General features: G+C 36.4%; 16 protein-coding genes. 9 read left to right on the top strand and 7 right to left on the bottom strand.

Features of this window, described 5'->3' with window-relative positions:
- Positions 1 to 27 precede the first annotated feature (27 nt).
- The 4 genes from HNP36_RS05910 (at position 28) to HNP36_RS05895 (ending at position 6264) form a co-directional block, all read left to right on the top strand.
- Positions 28 to 2232 carry a TonB-dependent receptor plug domain-containing protein gene (locus HNP36_RS05910; RefSeq protein ID WP_184159453.1) on the top strand — a complete coding sequence of 735 codons (2205 nt, stop codon included), beginning with the start codon at positions 28 to 30 and terminating at the stop codon, positions 2230 to 2232.
- Between the two features lie 195 nt (positions 2233 to 2427).
- Entirely contained in the window at positions 2428 to 2808 is a 381-nt protein-coding gene (locus tag HNP36_RS05905) for an HYC_CC_PP family protein (protein ID WP_228456266.1), read from the top strand.
- Between the two features lie 115 nt (positions 2809 to 2923).
- A complete protein-coding gene (locus tag HNP36_RS05900; RefSeq protein WP_184159456.1) occupies positions 2924 to 3397 on the top strand; it encodes a DUF3347 domain-containing protein in 474 nt (157 codons plus the stop codon).
- Between the two features lie 110 nt (positions 3398 to 3507).
- Positions 3508 to 6264, top strand: a complete 2757-nt coding sequence (locus HNP36_RS05895; protein ID WP_194304105.1) for a multicopper oxidase domain-containing protein — start codon at positions 3508 to 3510, stop codon at positions 6262 to 6264.
- Positions 6265 to 6342: 78 nt separating this feature from the next.
- On the opposite strand, the gene HNP36_RS05890 is transcribed toward HNP36_RS05895, so the two are convergent.
- The 5 genes from HNP36_RS05890 to HNP36_RS05870 all read right to left on the bottom strand — a co-directional run bounded on the left by HNP36_RS05890 (position 6343) and on the right by HNP36_RS05870 (position 11182).
- A complete protein-coding gene (locus HNP36_RS05890; RefSeq protein ID WP_184159458.1) occupies positions 6343 to 7194 on the bottom strand; it encodes a T9SS type A sorting domain-containing protein in 852 nt (283 codons plus the stop codon).
- 2 nt (positions 7195 to 7196) lie between these two features.
- On the bottom strand, positions 7197 to 7784 hold the full coding sequence (locus HNP36_RS05885) for a hypothetical protein (RefSeq protein WP_184159460.1): 588 nt from the start codon (positions 7782 to 7784) through the stop codon (positions 7197 to 7199).
- 311 nt (positions 7785 to 8095) lie between these two features.
- Positions 8096 to 8689, bottom strand: a complete 594-nt coding sequence (locus tag HNP36_RS05880; RefSeq protein WP_184159462.1) for a hypothetical protein — start codon at positions 8687 to 8689, stop codon at positions 8096 to 8098.
- A 599-nt stretch (positions 8690 to 9288) separates the two neighbouring features.
- A complete protein-coding gene (locus HNP36_RS05875) occupies positions 9289 to 10155 on the bottom strand; it encodes an RNA polymerase sigma factor RpoD/SigA (RefSeq protein WP_002979276.1) in 867 nt (288 codons plus the stop codon).
- A gap of 235 nt (positions 10156 to 10390) precedes the next feature.
- The gene (locus tag HNP36_RS05870) at positions 10391 to 11182 is read right to left on the bottom strand and encodes a S1/P1 nuclease (RefSeq protein ID WP_184159465.1); all 792 of its coding nucleotides are present in this window, start codon (positions 11180 to 11182) and stop codon (positions 10391 to 10393) included.
- 373 nt (positions 11183 to 11555) lie between these two features.
- Here HNP36_RS05870 and HNP36_RS05865 point away from each other — a divergent pair, with 373 nt between their 5' ends.
- The 4 genes from HNP36_RS05865 to HNP36_RS05850 all read left to right on the top strand — a co-directional run bounded on the left by HNP36_RS05865 (position 11556) and on the right by HNP36_RS05850 (position 15869).
- Entirely contained in the window at positions 11556 to 12473 is a 918-nt protein-coding gene (locus HNP36_RS05865; protein ID WP_228456264.1) for a type VI secretion system baseplate subunit TssG, read from the top strand.
- A 55-nt stretch (positions 12474 to 12528) separates the two neighbouring features.
- Positions 12529 to 13431 carry a TssN family type VI secretion system protein gene (locus tag HNP36_RS05860; protein ID WP_184159469.1) on the top strand — a complete coding sequence of 301 codons (903 nt, stop codon included), beginning with the start codon at positions 12529 to 12531 and terminating at the stop codon, positions 13429 to 13431.
- Between the two features lie 26 nt (positions 13432 to 13457).
- Positions 13458 to 14597, top strand: a complete 1140-nt coding sequence (locus tag HNP36_RS05855) for a hypothetical protein (protein WP_184159471.1) — start codon at positions 13458 to 13460, stop codon at positions 14595 to 14597.
- Between the two features lie 108 nt (positions 14598 to 14705).
- Positions 14706 to 15869: an aminotransferase class V-fold PLP-dependent enzyme gene (locus HNP36_RS05850; protein WP_184159473.1), complete on the top strand. Its 1164-nt coding sequence runs from the start codon at positions 14706 to 14708 to the stop codon at positions 15867 to 15869.
- Positions 15870 to 16013: 144 nt separating this feature from the next.
- Here HNP36_RS05850 and HNP36_RS05845 read toward each other — a convergent pair whose 3' ends face one another.
- Positions 16014 to 17297, bottom strand: a complete 1284-nt coding sequence (locus HNP36_RS05845; RefSeq protein WP_184159475.1) for a hypothetical protein — start codon at positions 17295 to 17297, stop codon at positions 16014 to 16016.
- A 68-nt stretch (positions 17298 to 17365) separates the two neighbouring features.
- Positions 17366 to 18019, bottom strand: a complete 654-nt coding sequence (locus tag HNP36_RS05840; protein WP_184159477.1) for a metal-dependent transcriptional regulator — start codon at positions 18017 to 18019, stop codon at positions 17366 to 17368.
- A gap of 85 nt (positions 18020 to 18104) precedes the next feature.
- On the opposite strand from HNP36_RS05840, the gene HNP36_RS05835 reads away from it, so the two are divergent.
- Positions 18105 to 19136, top strand: a complete 1032-nt coding sequence (locus tag HNP36_RS05835; RefSeq protein WP_184159479.1) for a threonine aldolase family protein — start codon at positions 18105 to 18107, stop codon at positions 19134 to 19136.
- The last annotated feature ends 32 nt before the right edge of the window (positions 19137 to 19168 follow it).

The following is a 19168-nucleotide window of genomic DNA, read 5'->3' as shown; positions in this document are numbered from 1 at the left end:
TTTTTAGAAATTCTTAAAATATTTCTTTTGAAAAAACTAGTTTTACCGCTGAGCCTTATGGTTCCTATGCTTATTTTCTCTCAAAATAAAAAAAGAGATACGGCAGAAAGAGTAACCGATATTGAGGAAGTCGTTTTCCAGAAAAAAGTAATCGGAAAAACGAACGACATTAACAATGTCAGAATTTCGGCAAAAGATGCTAAAGAAGTTGCTTCCATAGGAGGAGGAATTGAAGGTATTCTTAAAACACTTCCTTCCGTAAACTCCAATACCGAGCTGTCTTCGCAATATATGGTACGTGGTGGAAACTATGACGAAAACCTTATCTATATCAATGATATTGAGATCTACAGGCCTTTTCTGATCAGAAACTCACAGCAGGAAGGAATGAGTATCATCAATCCTGATATGGTTTCAACAGTCAATTTCTCTGCCGGAGGATTTGAACCGAAATACGGGGATAAAATGTCTTCAGCCCTGAATATTTACTATCGCGAACCTGAAAAATTTGAACTTTCTGGAGAAGCAAGTTTGATTGGCGGAAGACTGACAGCGGGGTTAGCTTCAAAAAACAAAAAACTGACTGCTTTATTTTCAGGAAGATACAGAAATACCAATTTAGTTCTCAACACCCTGAATGAGGATACGGATTTTAATCCAACCTATTGGGATTTCCAGTCTTATATCAATTATCATCTCAGCGATAAATTTTCCATGTCATTCATTGGATATTACTCCAAGAACGATTACGAAATGGTTCCAAAAGCCAAGAGCGTTACTTTCGGAAGCCTTCAGCAGCCGATTACCGTAAATATTGGCTATGGCGGACGTGAGCAGGATATGTATAAAAATATGATGGGAACTTTCTCTCTGAACTATAAACCTTCAGATAAATGGAAGTTTACGCTGGACAGTTTTGCCTATCAGAACAGAGAAAAAGAATATTATACCATTGCTTCAGGCTATGAGATCCAGACTTTTGATCCTGTAACAGGAGATCCGGTTCCTTCTTTTGACGGGGGCGGACAGATAGAACATGCCAGAAATGACCTGTTTGTGAGAACTTACGGAACACAGTTCAGAGCAAAATTCTCACCTAATATCAATACGGATATAGAAGTAGGAGTTAAATATGAAAAAGAAAACCTGAATGATAATACCAACGAATGGAAACTGGTAGATTCTTCAGGATACAGTATTCCAAGACCTGTTGATGATCCAAGAACCGGGGAGTCAGGAGATCTGGAACTGTTTTACCAGATCGCAGGAAAAAATAAAATAGAACCTTCAAGGCTTTCTGCTTATGCCCAGTATTCCCAGAAATTTTACTGGGGAGCCAACAAAGTATTTGTGAATGCCGGAGCAAGGGTTGCAAACTGGAGCTTTAACAAAGAAACTATTTTTTCACCAAGATTCCAGTTTGCCATAAAACCTGACTGGGATTCAGATATGCTCTTCAAGCTTTCCGGAGGAATTTATTACCAGGCACCTTTCTATAAAGAGATCAAAGATCTTGACGGAAACTTTAATTCCAGTATAAAATCCCAGCGTTCCATGCAGCTGATCCTTGGTCATGATTACGAATTCTATATGTATGACAGGCCATTTAAGCTGACTACGGAAGCCTATTATAAGAAAATGGATGACCTGATTCCTTATTATATGGATAATGTAAGAATCCGTTATTCAGGGCAGAATAATGCTTCAGGATATGCGTATGGAATTGATACCAGGTTATTTGGAGAATTTGTTCCGGGAGTAGATTCATGGTTGTCTGCGAGTTATGCCAGAATATATGAAAATATTGATGGAAAAGGAAATATTCCTAGACCTACAGACCAGAGATTCAGATTTGCCATGTTCTACCAGGATTATATGCCGAAATTCCCGTCAATGCGCGTAAACCTTACATTGGTATATGCTATGGGACTTCCGAACGGAGCACCTGTTTTCACAGATCCTTACCAGTATCAGAGAACATTACCCGCTTATAAAAGAGTAGATTTAGGATTGTCAAAAGTATTCATTGATTCCAAAAACAAGAAAAGCAGATATGGTTTCTGGGGTAATTTTGAAGAATTAACTTTAGGTGTTCAGGTATTCAACGCATTTAATATCAACAATACCGTTGCCAACCAGTGGATCACAGATTATAATTCTAATGTAATGTATCCGGTTCCGGTACGCCTTACAGGACGTTTCTTCAATGTAAAACTTGAATTCAAACTATAGATAGAGGTTAGAAGTTAGATTTTAGAAATTAGTTAATAACTTAATAGTAAAAATCAGCTCAATCTTCAAAATCAGCGAGAAAAAATAAAAGCTTCTGAAATTTTTCAGGAGCTTTTCTATTTTGCAGAATTTTATAACAAGTATACAGAATTTTATAACACGGGTTTCCGGGATATTTCTACCTTTGTCTTACCAATGAAAAAGATTCTTGCCATATTATTCTCTGTTTTCTACTTTGGATTTTCTTCCGGGGCAGCTTTCAGTGTACATTTCTGTATGGAGGAATTTGTTTCTGTAAGTCAGAAAACTACAGATATCTGTGGTAAATGTGGTGTTAAGGAAAAAAAAGGATGCTGTAAAACTGAGATTAAAGTTGTAAAAGTAGATGATTCCCAAAAATCTGATCTTCTTAAAATTGTTTTTTCAGGCCAAATTGTTCCGGAATTTACTGAGCATCAGTTTTTCTTTGCCGACAAATCTTTTTCAGCTTCAAAATTTACCCGGATAAGAATCAATGGTCCGCCGGAATACAGGCCTGTTCCTATTTATATCAATCATTGTCATTTTAGAATTTAAGATCCGTCTGTTGTCTGGTATGTATCGGATGAGCATTCCTTCGCAGGCAACACGGTTCAGCGCATGATGCGTTTCAGTTATTCTTTATTAAACATTAATTCTAAAATTTAAACCAATGAAAAAGTATATCATTACAGCAGTACTGTCTTTATTTTCTATTATTTCACTTTCTGCACAATCTAAAAAAGACGCCCAGCTTTCAAAATTATATCAGAACTATATTGATATTAAATCCGCGCTGGCTTCTGATGATGCAGATAAAACTTCAAAAGCAGCCACAGAATTCATCAAAACAGTTTCAACTGTTGATTATAAAATAGTTTCAGAAGGAAATCTTACTATTTTGAGAAAAGATGCCACGGCTATTTCCGATGCAAGAAATATTACGGCACAAAGAGAAACCTTCTCCAATCTTTCAGAGAACATGATCGCTTTAACCAAAGAATTTAAACTTTCAGAAAAACCGGTTTATGTACAATATTGTCCAATGGCAGATTCAAGCTGGCTAAGTGACGAAAAACAGATTGTAAACCCATATTACGGAAAATCCATGCTTTCCTGCGGAAGTGTAAAGTCAGAAATAAAATAATGATCAGATCTGTTTAAACTTATCATTGTATTTTATTTTAAAACAATAAGTTGTGAGGTTTAATCTTTAATTAGCTTTAAGTCGTGCATCTTTAAAAAGTTCAGAATATCATGAAGAAACTAATCATATTTCTGTTGCTTTTATTCTCTGTTTTTACTTTCGCTCAATCAACAAAAACCTATTATACCTGTCCTATGCATCCTGAAGTAGTATCCTCAAAACCGGGAGACTGTCCAAAATGCAAAATGACACTGGTGAAGAAAACCGTTGTGGTAAAAACCAAAACTACGGTCCAGCCACAGCCGAAATCCGAGATTAAAACAGTACAGAAAGCAATAGAAACACCTAAGAAAAATAAAACTAAAATTCAGACTAAGATAAAGCCAAAAGTTATAGAGGCAAAAAAAGAAAGAGCTGCTTATAAAGCTCATTCTGATAAGCCTCAAACTAATTACACTTGCCCGATGCATCCGGAAATTATTTCAGATCAACCGGGAAAATGCCCAAAATGTGGTATGGAGCTTGTAGAAAAAGAAACCCATCAGCATACAATAACAGAAGAACCGAAAACAGATCAGTATGTATTCAAAAGAAATTCTGAAAACGGGAAAATAACTTTCGGAGGGAAAACAGTTCGGTATGACCTTTATGTAAAAGATACGATTGTCAGTTTCACCGGAAAGAACCGGAGAGCAATTGCCATCAACGGAAAACTACAGGCACCGACTTTATACTTTACAGAAGGAGATACCGCAGAAATCTATCTGCATAATATGCTTAAGGAAAATACGGGTCTTCACTGGCACGGTGTGATCCTTCCCAATGAACAGGATGGCGTTCCATATCTTACGACAAAGCCTGTAACACCGGGAGAAACGCATTTATATAAATTCAGGGTATCTCAGAACGGAACGTATTGGTATCATTCCCATGAAGCTTTACAGGAGCAGATCGGAATGAATGGTATTCTTGTATTTAACAAAAGGGAAGGAGAGCCCAAGCCGTCTTACAATGCAGAAATACCTGTATTATTGGGAGATTGGAGTGATGAAGATCCTATGCAGATCGCCAGAAGGCTTCATATGGCCAATACGGACTGGTATGCCATTAAGAAAAATGCAGTGCAAAGTTATTGGGAAGCTATCAAATCCGGTAATTTTGAAACCAAAGCTCTGAATGAATGGAAAAGGATGGAGGCAATGGATGTAAGTGACGTATATTACGATAAATTTCTCATCAATGGTGTCCCAAGTTCTGATTATTCTAACCTCAAAGCAGGAGATAAAGTAAGACTTAGAGTTGCCAACGGCGGATCATCCACTTATTTCTGGCTGAATTATGGAGGCGGAAAAATAAAAGTGGTGGGAAATGACGGAAATGATGTAGTTCCGGTAGAAGTTGACCGCCTCATCATCGGGGTTTCCGAAACTTATGACATCGAAGTAACAATCCCTGAAAACAAAAGCTTTGAGTTCCGTTCCACATCAGAAGATAGGATAGGACATGCCTCATTATGGCTGGGTTCCGGTGAAAAAATGGCGGCTCCTGATCTGCCGAGGCTGTTGCTTTTTGAAGGAATGAAAATGATGAACGGCATGATGGAAATGAGCGGAAACATGAAGCCAATGAATATGACGATGGGAAACCAGATGATGGATATGAATGAGGTAATGTATCCTGAACTTCCTGAAAGCCAGAGAAAAATGACAATGAAGCACATGAATGAGATGATGGGGACCAAGACGAAGGAAAACGCGGCTTCAAATGCCTCAGCTACCAATCACAGTGAACATTCTGGGATGAATATGAAGGAAGAGAAAACAATTAAAAGACTGTCTTACAATATTTTAAAATCTCCTGAAAAAACAATTCTTCCAGGTGAAAACGTACGGGAACTGAAATTTACACTGGAAGGAAATATGAATCAATATTTGTGGACATTGGATAACAAAACTGTGACTGAAACAGATAAAATCCTTGTAAAAAAAGGTGAGATCCTGAGAATTACCATGTACAATAATTCCATGATGCGCCATCCGATGCATCTTCACGGTCATGATTTCCGGCTGATTAATTCAAAAGGGGAATATTCTCCGCTGAAAAATGTTGTGGATATTATGCCAATGGAGACAAATACCATTGAATTTGCAGCCAATCAGGATGGCGACTGGTTTTTTCACTGCCATATATTATACCACATGATGGCCGGAATGGGAAGAATATTCAGCTATGAAAATTCAAAACCCAATCCACAGCTGCCCGACAGAAAACTAGCCTGGAAAAATTTCCTGAAAGATAACCAAATGATCAGTTCTATGGCCATGCTGGATATGGCAAGCAATAAAGTGCATGCAGAAACAATGACGATGTTCGGACCGAGATGGGCTAATCTGAACCAGTTTCATTCCAACTGGGATTTTGATCATTTTGAAGGAAATGTAAAAGTAGGAAGATTTCTGGGAAAATTCCAGTGGATACTTCCGTATGCAGGTTTCAGGATTCAGAAAAATCATGAGATCATGGAAAGACAGATGATGGAAGATATGGAAATGGAATTCCGTGGAAAGAAAACATGGTTTGGTCAGCAGAAAGCTTCAAAAAATAAATATGCTTTTATGGTAGGAGTACAATATCTTTTACCCATGCTGATCACAGCTGATGCCAGCGTAGACCAGAACGGAAAAGTCTTGCTGGAATTAAGCAGGGAAGATATTCCTGTTTCCAGAAGGGTCAGAGGAAATTTTACTCTGAATTCTGATGGTGAATTCTCAACCGGATTGAGGTATATTCTGCAGAAATGGTTATCCGTTTCCGGAAATTATGACAATGAAATGGGTTGGGGAGCAGGAATTACCCTGACTTACTAGAAGTTTAAAGCAGAAAATAAATTGGAAAGAGGCTACTTTTTAGTAGCCTCTTTTTGTATATTTTTATAAAAGTATTTTCTATTCTTTTATAAACTTAGCGGATATGTTTTCTCCATCTGCTGTTTTCAAATTGACGATATATATTCCACTTTGCAGGAAACTTACATCAATATTTTTATCTTTTTCAAACTTCTGATCTTTTACAGGAGTATTTCCGTTTAATGAGGTAAATGTATAAGAGCTTATTTCAGATTCAGATTTAATATTGATAAAATCCTTGGCGGGATTAGGAGATATTTCTGTGGCAGAAGTACTTACCGCGTCATTATTTTCTGCCTGACTTTGTTTAAAAGTTGTTCTGTTAGGATTTTTTGTCATTTTTAAGGTATGTGTCCAGGTGTGGTTTCCATCTGCAACTACCCAGCTGTATGTGGAGATATGTTTACCTTCGCCGAACCACGGGTCCATATAATAAACATTATTGCCGCTTACCCCGTGCCCTACAACGAAATGGCCTCCGCCTGCTGCCCAGCCCCATCTTATCACGAACGGTCTTTTGTTTGATATTTCCGTACTGATCTGGGAAAGGGTAAGAGATGAATTGGAAGAAGAAGTGGTAATGCTTCCGAAATTGGAAAGAATGTTTTGTATGCTTCCTGAAGAACCGGAAAGGTAATTCCAATAATTGCAGCCTGCAGAAGCACTTATACAGCATTTTGTGCTTCCAAAATTATGAAATGTAGCGGTTGTTCTCGTATACTCGGCTATTTCGCATTGCTGTTTAGGGTAACCGTAATAATCTAAAACGGTTTTGGAAGCCGCAGCCCAACACCATTGGTCTTGCTCCTGAATGGTTTGGGGAACACTTAAAACCTGTGATTTGCCTATAGCAAAGAATCCTAACAGGAATAAATACTTGATCAGTTTCATGGCTAATTATTGTTTTTTGGTGTGTTTTTGTAGATATTTCTCAGGTCTTCAGCAGAATAATATTCCTTAGAAGATTTTTCATCCGTAAGCTTTTGTACAGCAGAAGAAAGCGGGTAATATTTTGCTTCTTTTTCATTTTCTGTATCATTTATCTGCACAAAATCTATATTGGCATTATAAAGCCTCATGATATTATATACCTTAATCCCTGAAGCTTCATATTTCCCGATTTCACGGGCAAGTATGCTGCCACCCATATCTACTATTTCCAGATTTCCTTCTGTAAGCCTTGTTGTGATAAACAGTACTTTTTTATCTCTCACAATTACGGGTATCCGGTACCTGTTTTCAGTGATAATTTCTCCTTTTTCATTAAAGCTTTTCATGAGAATTGGATTTCCAAGACTTGCTTTTTTGAATTGTTCACGGTCAGTAAAGCCAAAGTCTTTTTCTTCCCCTTTAGGAATGTTGGAAAGAAATCTCTGCAATTCTTCCTGACTTGGCTTGATTTGCTCATTCATGTTACGTTGTGCATTAATTTTGGTTAATGAAAACAACACAATAACTGAGTAAATAAATGTTTTTTTCATAAAATTTTCTTTTATTGATTTGGTTTAATTAATTTATGTGAATATTTTATTGGAAATATTACATATTTCTATGTTTTTATTGTAAAATTATCATATGAAATGGGAATTATTTTAATCATTCCAAATAATTCCGTTTTTATGAATTGAATTTTCCTACCGGATTAGGTTTGTTATAGTTTATTGTAAAACTGAACATAATAAAACCGCCTTACCAATAAAGTAAGGCGGTTATATTTTTCGGACTTTCTGGGAGGTTTCACCCTCACTTCATTTATTATTTTTGGTAATTGTAAAATATTTAATAATCAGTATTATTTCAGATTTTTCAGCTTATTCAGGAGTTGAGTCTGCTTATTGATGAATTTCTCCAGGCTGTCCGTTTTCATAGGATGAGCTTTCTGGTACTTTTCGATTTCAGGAAGTGTTTTTCTGATTTTGAAAGCGGTGTACAGATTAGTAATACTATCACTATTCTTATCCACTTTTGCCATTAACTCTTTTATTTTGCTGATTTTAAGGTCATATTGGTCTGAACTTATTTTAATTTCTTTTTCCACCTGGTGTTTTAGAAGTGAATCTTTAATGAAAGTGGCCTGGTTATAGGCATCAAGATAAAAGAATTCAGATTTATGAAGGGTCTCCGCATATATTTCCTGAACTTTTCTGTTGTCCTCATGCAATTTGATGAGCTTGTCATCCAGAGCTTTTAGGTTTTTATTGTTTTTGATCAGTTCAGAATAAATTTTATCAATCATATCTTCGCTGCGGGAACTCTCCAGAGAGCTTGATACAGATGATTCTGCATTATCTACGGCATTTTCTACAGCCGGAGCATTTCTGGATTTGTTTTCTTTACAGGAAATTATGGAGAGAGCCAGCGCAGATGCAAAGAGTATTTTTTTCATAAGTTTTTAGATTGATTTTGTTTCTTATTAGTTGGAAATACTTTGAAGATTGTTACATTTTATATTATTGGATATATTTCAATGGATTATAAAAAATAGGAATTTTAAACGCAAAGTTTTATGAAAATTTGATTTATACTTTGAGTTATGCAAAGTATATGCTTCCACCATTGATTAAGCTGCTGATACTACGCCTGCTTAATCAAATCAATCAAAGATTGATTATTTCTTTGCACTCTCAAATTTCACATTCTCAAAATAAAACTTTGCGATTAAAATTTTACACTTCCGTAATAACCTGCAATTATTCCATGATTTAATAAAATAACCTTAGTTCGGGATAAACATTAAGTTTAAATTATTGAATTTCAATATCAATAGCGTCGGGCTTTAGCCCGATGTTTCGAATGAGGTAAATACATAAGGGCTTTAGCCAAAATTTAAATTAAGTTTCGGCTAAAGCCGTGTTTGTTATTCGTTACATAAATGGGCTAAAGCCCATTCCTATCGATGTTACAGAATTTCTCTTATCCCGAACTCAGGTTAAAACAAAAAACGGAGCCTGAAACCAGACTCCGTATACATTGTTTACGCTAAAATTATTTACCTAAATAAGATTTAAGAATCTTGCTTCTGGTATTATGTTTTAGTCTCTTAATTGCTTTTTCTTTGATCTGACGAACTCTCTCTCTTGTAAGATCGAAAGTTTCACCGATTTCTTCTAAAGTCATTGGGTGTTTTCCGTTCAGTCCGAAGTACAATCTTACTAAGTCGGCCTCTCTTGGAGTTAAAGTATTCAATGCTCTTTCAATCTCAATCTGAAGAGATTCAAGCATCAGGTCTTTATCCGGACTCGGAGATTCTCCTGAACGCAATACATCATAAAGATTAGAATCTTCACCTTCTACTAAAGGCGCATCCATAGACAGGTGTCTTCCGGAGTTTTTCATAGATTCTTTAATATCTTCCTCGCTCATGTCAAGAACTTCAGCCAGTTCTTCCGGAGAAGGTGGTCTTTCGTTTTCCTGTTCAAGGTGAGCGTATGCCTTATTGATTTTGTTGATGGAACCGATTTTATTCAGCGGAAGCCTTACAATTCTGGACTGTTCAGCTAAAGCCTGTAAAATTGACTGACGGATCCACCATACCGCATAAGAGATAAATTTGAAACCTCTAGTTTCATCGTACCTTTTTGCTGCTTTCATCAGTCCTAAATTACCTTCATTAATTAAATCGGGTAAAGAAAGACCTTGGTTTTGGTACTGTTTGGATACGGAAACTACGAAACGAAGGTTGGCTTTGATTAATTTCTCCAGTGCTGCTCTGTCGCCTGCACGTATTCTTTGTGCCAATTCTACTTCTTCGTCCGCAGTAATCAGTTCCACTTTACCAATTTCCTGCAAATACTTGTCTAATGAAGCGGTTTCCCTGTTGGTAACCTGCTTAGTGATTTTTAATTGTCTCATCTAATTTTATCCTCAAAAAAGAGTTACTGTATATTATACGCATGAAGAGGTACAAAGGTTACACCACTTTTAATTATTTTTTAAATTAAAGCACACCTCAGATGTGAGATATCAGATTTCAGACATGAACGAGACTTTACACATTGGGTTTTAATCAAAAAACCAAAAGCGGAACCTAAGTCCCGCTTTTATTATTTTGACAAGCTATTAACTGATAACAGTCGACGATCAATAATTAAAAAAGATCATTCAATACTTTTGCCAGTCTGAGGCCTCCGTAAAGAAGCTGTCTTTCCAGCGTATCATTAAATTTATACTGATAATCAAATGATAATTTTGAATCGTTCGGAGTCTGGGCATAGATTTTATTGGCAATCTTGTGGGAATCATACAGCCAGTCTTCTACAGTTCCGGCCTGAATTTGCTTTACTTCTTCCTTGGATTTAATATCTAAAAGACCGGCATATTCCGTATAGCTGTATTTCTGTGAATCTACCAGCTTTCCGTCCCATACAGAGTGAAGATTGGTTTTATCCCCGAAATAAGTAACATTGATTTTGTTTCCGCCAAGGTCTTCCGCTCTTCCTACGTGAAGAGGCTGGGAAAGGTCTCCCATAATATGAATAAGGAAAATCAGGGCAATTTTTCTGTCCTTTTCAGACGTTTTTTCATCCTTGATCTGGCTGGATAAGGTGTTGATCTGTGTATAAAGACTTGGACCTGCCTGCATTTTCAGGTTCTGGCCAAAAGCTTTAAAGTCTGCCTGCGGATCAATATTTACATAATGCCATGATGAAGCCTGCTTCCAGACACCGGTGGTATCGGATTTGATGAAGTCCGGCCAGTTTGCCCAGTAAGCCAGGCGTTCTTTACCCATTATTTTTTTTATTTCCCTTCTTGCTTTACCGGACAGGTGGTTTTCTGCAATTTCTGCAATAATACGGTGCCCCGTAAGTCCCCATGCATAAGAGTAAAGTGAGGATGAAATGAATGCTAAAATCAGAATTTTAGAATAAATACTTTTCATTATAAATAACATTTTACAAGCTGCAAAGATACGGCCCGGTTTCGGAACAAGCATCAATTATAATCAATTTCTTACTTCAGAAATGTTAATAAAAATTAATCTGAATAAACAGATTACACTTAAATTTTAAACAGATTATAAAATTCTGCCTGTCAGCGGCTGCATTTACTTTTAATTTGGAACCTGAAATCCATTGAAGAAGCAGTATTACCGTATTTTTACGGAATTTATCACAGAATATTCCTTTTAGTGTCAATAAATTAGTATTTTAGAATAAAATTATAGCCGAATTATTTTTTCAAACTTATGAGATATATTATCTTTACAAGTCATAATCACAGGAAACACTATGTATGAGAATAATATTGTAGACATGTATTACAATAAACTGCAGACCGACTTCAAAGCTGAAGCCGTGGCGGTCAATCTTTTGAAATATCATCGTGCGGTAAGCAATATATTTATAGAAAGAATCGGGATTAATGACCGTGCTTATCTTAAAGATATCAAAAGTATTTCGAGCAGTTATTTGGGATTTGATGAGGAAGTTTTTACCATAGAGACTTACAGGGAAGGTATTTATGATTATCTGCCGGAAGGGCTTTTCCATCCGCCATCCTTAGGAGCTTCCCGAAAAAATGTGGATTCAGTGGTACGTGAAATCCGTAAACAGAAAAGAGTAGAAGAGGACGCCCGGAAATTTTTCAAGCCTTTTGAACTGGAAGTTTTTTTTACAGAAATCAGTTCCCTGCTTAAAGAATCAGAGTTTGATATTTCAAGTGGTACGGACACACTTTTGGATACCGTAAGTGAACTTTGGCCGCTGATAAAACTGCTGGATAAGCAGAATGCTTATATTTTCATTTACCTGTTACCCTTTTTTCATCAGATCAGGGGAGATAAAAAATGGTTTGAAAGATGTATGACGGCTTTTCTTCAGGTTCCGGTAGAAGTTACTTTTGCCCCGAATGTTATCGACAGGATAGAGAGAAATGACGATTCAATGTTACTGGGGAATTCTAAACTGGGAGTTACCTATATTCCAAGCGGAAAACATATGGACGGACAGCGGAACTGGGTAGTGAATATAGGCCCGATTCCTTATACTGAAATGAAAAGGTATATTTCCGGAAGCCCGTTCAGAAAGGTTCTTCAGGCTTTATATGATTATTTTCTTCCGGTAACGGTAGATGTGGAGGAAAACTTCGTTACGGAAAAGGAAGAATATTCGTTCAGTCTTGAAGATGATGACAGAAATGCCAGCCGGCTGGGATATTCTACATTTCTCTAAAATAATTTAATTATATTTACAATTACCAACAAAGTATAAATTTGAAAAGAAACGAATGGAAATTTCTTCAGTAAAAGGTATTTTTTTAAGGTATATTTTAATGCCTTTAATCGCAATAATTATGATGATTATTCTGGGTATTATCAGAAGAAACAAGCCTGCGATTAAAATTAAAGTCATTATTATATACGTTCTTCTGTGCAGTTTATGTTTGGCTTTGCCCGGGATCTTTGGTTTTGCAGGAAACCTTTTTAATCCGTACTGGTATCTTATAGCACAAGTTATTTATCTTATTTTTGGTATTATTCACGTTAATTTGCTACACAGATATTTCAGGAAACATATTGATTCTGTAGGAATGAGTATTCTGTTTGAATCCATTCTTTCATTAACATGTATTGCTTTTGGAGGATATCTGTTTACCCTGATCTTTAACTGGATCAGTAAAGGAGCAGGATATTCGGTTATGGCTGCTACGAGCATGGTGATTTTCCTTGTTCCGATGGTGTTTTACTATTGCTATGTTCAGTTTATAAGCATTCCTTTTGATATCTATAAAACATGGAGATACTCGCCGGACCAGAAGCTTCCGGATTTTGAAGGGGCGGATTTTGACAGATTAATGGTATTGAATGTAGAATTAAGCAAAAACCTTGAAGATGCCAACCGTTTCAGGATCAAAGCCAAAACACTTCCGACCGGGGTAACCTTCGGAGACTGGTTTTATAGAGTGGTTGACGACTACAACCATAAAAATCCAAACTCAATCATCCACCTTTCAGATATAGAAAAAGAGCCTTATTACTGGATTTTTTACACCAAAAAATCGTTTTTCAGCTTTAGAAAATATATTGATTTCGATCAGGATATCTCTATGAACGGTATTTCAGAAAATGAAGTAGTGATCTGCAAAAGAGTGATCCAGCATGAGGAAGAAGGAGTATTGAAAAAATCATAATCACACAAATTTAAAAAGTATTAACTATGATACAGCCTATTAAGCATTTTGCGATCAATTGGGTAGACGGGATGAAAGTTTCCCAGCGACACCTTAATGATCAGGATAATTTTTTAATTGACACCATCAGGGATTCCAGCTCGCTTGGGATCACTACATATAATTACGGACTTCTGCCTATTCCTAACGAATTTACGGATAAAACAATATTCGATGTTCACAATACCGCTACCAATGATGTACAGCTTGTTATCAAAAGATGCAGCGCCATTACAATGGCGGGTTACCGTATAGATTTGAGCGACAGAAGAGTAAGCGTTAAATCCCTGGCAAAATCCATGTCCGAAGAGCAGGCAGACGGGGATTATTACATCCTGATCTCTGTAAACCCTTTTGACAAGGTACCTTTTGGAGATATTGATCCAGAAGAGATTCCACCGCGCCATCCAAACACACAGCCGAACCACCATATTGAACTTCTTCCGGTAACTTCACTGAACAGCAGCTATTCCGGAGGAAACTATCTTATTATCGGAAAAGTAGATTTAAGGGCCAATATAGCACAGGTAGATTCTAATTTTATCCCGCCTTGTACCTCTATCCAGAGCCATCCTGCTTTGTTGGATTATTACAGTAGCTACGCAAAATCCATTGGAAACCTGCAGCAGTATGCATTTAAAATCATTCAGAAAGCATCTCATAAAAACCAGAATACAGCATTGGCACAGAACGTTAAGTTTTTGTGTACTACCATGGTGAATACGTTTGGAGATATGTATTTCCAGTTCAGGAATATTATTCCGTGGCAGCCGCCTGTATTTTTAATCGAGTCATTTGCAAAACTGGCGCTTCATCTTTATAATTCAACCCAGCTTTTAGTTCCGGCAGAACTGGAAGAAATGTTGAACTACAGCTTGGAATGGAGTGAAATTGCACCTCATACCTTATTAAACCAGCTTTCAATAGTGGCAGAAACTAATTATGACCATCATAATTGCGGAGAACCCTTATTGTATATCCAACAGATGTTACGCAGCCTGGAAATAATTTTCTCTAAGTTGAGCGAACTTGATTATATTGGTCAGAGAAAAGAAAATATCATTGTTAATGAACAGGAAGTTTCTTCCAATACCAATCCGAAAAGAGGCTGGAGTGTTTTAGATTAACAGAATAAATAACAGTATAAATCCCGGATTGAAATTTTCGGGATTTTTTTATGCATAAAACAAAAATATAGTTCAGTTTGTAAATTCAAATCATTCAGTAATAATAGTATGGATCTAAATATCATAAGACAAAATACAATTGGTTGTGCGGATAAAATATTTTTAAACAGCGCAGGAGGATCACTGATGCCTTCGACCGTGGTTAAAGCAATGACGGATCACATTCTTTTGGAACAGCAATACGGAGCCTATGAAGCTGCGGACAAAAATGAGAAACACGTTAACAGGTTTTATGAGGAAGCAGCCAAAATAATCAACGCAAGGCCTGAAAATATTGCCTTTACGGTAAGTTCTACTGATGCTTATGCCAAAGCTTTGTCCAGCATTGAATTCAAAGACGGGGATGTCATCATTACTACCAACGATGATTATATCTCGAACCAGATGGCTTTTTTTTCACTGCAGAAAAAGAGGGGAGTTAAGCTGATCAGGGTTAAAAATCTTCCTGATCATGAGCTGGATCTTGAAGATCTTGAAAATATAATCAGAAAATATAATCCGAAGCTTGTTGCTGTTACTCATATTCCTACCAATTCCGGTTTAATTCAGAATGTGGAAGGAGTTGGAAAGATCTGCCGTCAATATGATGTATTATTTCTTGTTGATGCCTGTCAGTCTGTTGGTCAGATGGCTGTAGATGTTGAGAAAATAGGCTGTGATTTTCTTACTGCTACGGGTAGGAAATTTATGCGCGGTCCAAGAGGAACTGGGTTCTTATATGTTTCAGACAGGGTTTTAGAAAGAAATATGGTTCCTGTATTTCTGGATATGAACGGTGCGCAATGGACGGATTTTGATGATTATACATTACTGAAAACTGCTAAAAGATTTGAGCTGTGGGAAACTTCAATCAGCTCGCTTCTTGGATTTACGGAAGCCTTGAAATATGCGAATGAAATTGGCTTGGAGAATATTGAAAATTATAATAGAAAACTTGCAGAAGATTTGAGACAACGCCTGCAAAACAATGGCTTAAAGGTATTGGATCAAGGACAGAATTTATGCAGTATTGTAACTTTTGTTCCCCAGGACGGTAATATTGAAAATATTTACAAAATACTGAAAGAAAACAACGTATATTTTTCAGTAAGCAATAAAAGTAATGCTTTGATTGATTTTACATTGAAAGGTCTGGATAGGGCTATCCGTTTGTCGCCACACTATTTCAATACTAATGAGGAAATCGCAAGGGTTTTGGAAATATTGGAATGATAGGTTCTGGTGGCTTCGGGAGCCTCAGCCACCAGTTGTAATTTTAGCCGTCTGCCTGTTATTTCTTATGATAATTTTGAGCAGCATTGGTGACTGAGGCTCCCGAAGCCACCAATACACTAACTTATTTACATGGGCCAGAAGCTATTTTTTTTCAGTTTTAAATGATATTTTATATTCCTGCTCCGGAAAAGGATAACCTTCTTCAGATTTTGTTCCCCGGTCTGTAATGTAAAAGTCGTATTCAGTGTCAGGCTGTAAATCAACTGTTTCAAGCGCGAGGATTGTTTTTGTGTTGTCTAAGCCTGTAATTTTTTTTAACGGAAAATGTTCTTTGCCAAATTTTGAAAAATTAATGGAAACATTTTCATTCATTGGTTTTGAAAATACGATCTGGATCTGTTTTATCTTCGGATCTACATTTTGACTGTTGTTTTCAAATCCGATAATCCGGACAACCTTTGGCTGCTTGTCTTTATATACAGATTTTATTTCCTCAATATTTTCTTCAAAGAATTCTGATTTTTCTAAAAACTGAAATATTGCCTCTTCACTATTAAAATCCAATTCGATGATTTCTTTAATTGCGCTTTTCTTATTTTTTGAATTGTCATAGTATTTTTTAGAAATAACATATCCTACAAAATAGCCTAAATCGGGATTTTTACTTGTACTGCTATTATAAAACCAGTTTTCAAAGTTATGGGTAAGCATTTCATTTTTGAATAGGGTTTTTACCTTATCATAATTTTTAAATCCATAATCCATATATTGTGAAGAAAACTTTTTGTTCATCGTTAATTCTGCAATAAGATCACAGGAGCCTTCCTTTATAGCTTTTGACAGTACGTTAATTTCACCCTTTTTTTGAAAGGTATGAGCAAATTCATGAACGGTGATGTGCTCCAGTTGTGAATTATTGATATACAAAAACATTTTCTGAAGGTTTTCATTATCAAATTCAGAAACTATTGTATTTTTATCCCCTACAATTTTTTCAATTCCCAAAAGCAAATCTTCATTATGGGTTGTTCCCCCAGATTTTAAAGCTCCAATGGTATAATAAATATTTCCGGTTGAATTGTTGGGATAAAGCAGTTTTAGTTTCTTCAGAGCCAGGTTTATTGAACTGATTTTTTTGCTGTCAATAAAAGTATTTTTACGGATGGAATTCCAGAATTGGGGGTATTTTTCAATTACGGTAAGATAATCGTTTCCGCCAAACTGTTTGATTTCCATGAAATCCTTTAATCCTTCCGTTTTTTTATTCAGAAAAGAGGTTTCCAGAATTTCTTTTTTATTGTTTTCCGTTTTCCGGATATGGTCATAAGCAATCCAAAAGTTGTCAATATCAGACGTGAATATTTTTTGAGCTTTTGTTGTATTAAAAAATGCCAGCATGATTGCTGTTGATAGAATGATTCTCATTTGTTTTTTGCGTTGTTCTATAATGTATGCTGCATTGGTGGCTGAGGCTCTCGAAGCCACCATCGTATTTATTTCTTCACCAATATTATTTCCGTAGCTTTTCTGCTGAGAATTTCTTTGGTATTTCCAATTTCTATGGTCATGGATTTGTCGAATTCTTCAATTTTAATGATTTTGATCCTCGTATTCAGAAGAAGTTTTCTTTCATTCAGGTAACTTAAAAAACCATCATCTGAAAGGGTAACAGAAGCAAATATTACTGTTTCTCCAACGGTGCAGGCGCTCAGTTTCTGGAGATCCTGAGAGATAATGTTTCCGTCTTTGTCCGGAATGGGTTCTCCGTGCGGATCGAATTTAGGATAATCGAGAATTTCATCCATTTTGTCGAAAAATACCTGTGAATGAACGTGTTCCAGTTGTTCTGCAATTTCGTGTACATTTTCCCACCCAAAGTTCATTTTTTTTACCAGGAACATTTCGGTAAGCCTGTGTTTGCGGACTACCAGTGCAGCTTCACGTTTTCCGTTTTCTGTAACTACCAGAGGTTTATAGGTTTCATAGACTACCCATTTTTTCTCGGCAAACTTCTTCATCATATTGTTTACGCTCGGCATTTTCACGTTTAAAAATTTGCTGAGCTCATTGATCGTTACTTTCCCTTCATTGTCAACTAAATGAAACAAAGCCTTCAGATAATTTTCTTCTGTTAATGTTGTTCTCAAAATGTTAGATGATTTTCATTACAAATCTAACAAAATATTATGTAAAATCTGGTCTTGTTCCTTTAACTTTTTTTAATTTTACTCTATGAAATTTTCTTTTAAAAACGATTATTCAGAGGGATGCCACCCGAATATTCTACAAGCACTTTTACAATCTAATTTTGAGCAGCAGGCCGGATATGGTGAAGATGAATATTCACTTCAGGCAAAAAAATTGATCAAAGAAAAGATCAAAAATCCGGATTCAGAGGTTTATCTAGTTTCCGGAGGAACGCAGGCCAATCTTATTGTAATTTCTTCGATTTTAAGACCCTATCAATGTGTGATATCTGCAGCACCGGGGCATATTCTGAATAATGAAACAGGAGCTATTGAAGCCACCGGCCATAAAGTTTTAAGTATTGATACCGCGGATGGAAAACTCAGACCTTCTGACATTATTCCTGTTCTGGAAAGCCACGGTAATATTCCGCATCAGGTAATGCCAAAGCTGGTGTATATATCAAATTCTACAGAACTGGGAACGATTTATCTGGCTAAAGAATTGGAAGAACTTTCAAATTTCTGTCGTGATAAAGGATTGTATCTGTTTATGGACGGAGCAAGGCTAGGGCATGGTCTTACTTCTGAAATCAGTGATCTTACACTGGAAAAAGTAGGGGAGCTTACAGACGTTTTTTATCTGGGCGGAACGAAGAACGGAGCACTGATAGGAGAGGCTATTGTGATTAATAATAAAGCTTTACAGCAGGATTTTGCGTTTAATATCAAGCAGAAAGGGGCTTTGCTGGCTAAAGGACGTCTTCTGGGCATTCAGTTTATGGAGCTTATGAAAGATGATCTGTATTTTGATCTGGCAAAACATGCTAATATTCAGGCGATGAAGATTAAAAATGTCATGAAAGAAAGGGGAGTACAGTTTCTGTCGGATACCTATACCAACCAGATTTTCCCTATTATAAGCAATGAACTTATTGAAATTCTTTCAGAGCATTTTGAATTTTATGTCTGGAAAAAAATTGATGAAAGATCGTCTGCAATCCGTCTTATTACTTCCTGGAATACGGGAGATGAGCCGGTAGACCGCTTTATAGAAATTATTAAGAAAGAACTCTAATCAGAAAGTAAATAAAAAGGTGGCTGAGGATC

This window comes from Chryseobacterium shigense (assembly GCF_014207845.1).
In the GTDB taxonomy this organism is placed as follows: Bacteria; Bacteroidota; Bacteroidia; order Flavobacteriales; family Weeksellaceae; genus Chryseobacterium; species Chryseobacterium shigense_A.
The sequence above is the reverse complement of the archived record's forward strand: the minus strand, read 5'-3'. Positions and strand labels throughout refer to the sequence as shown.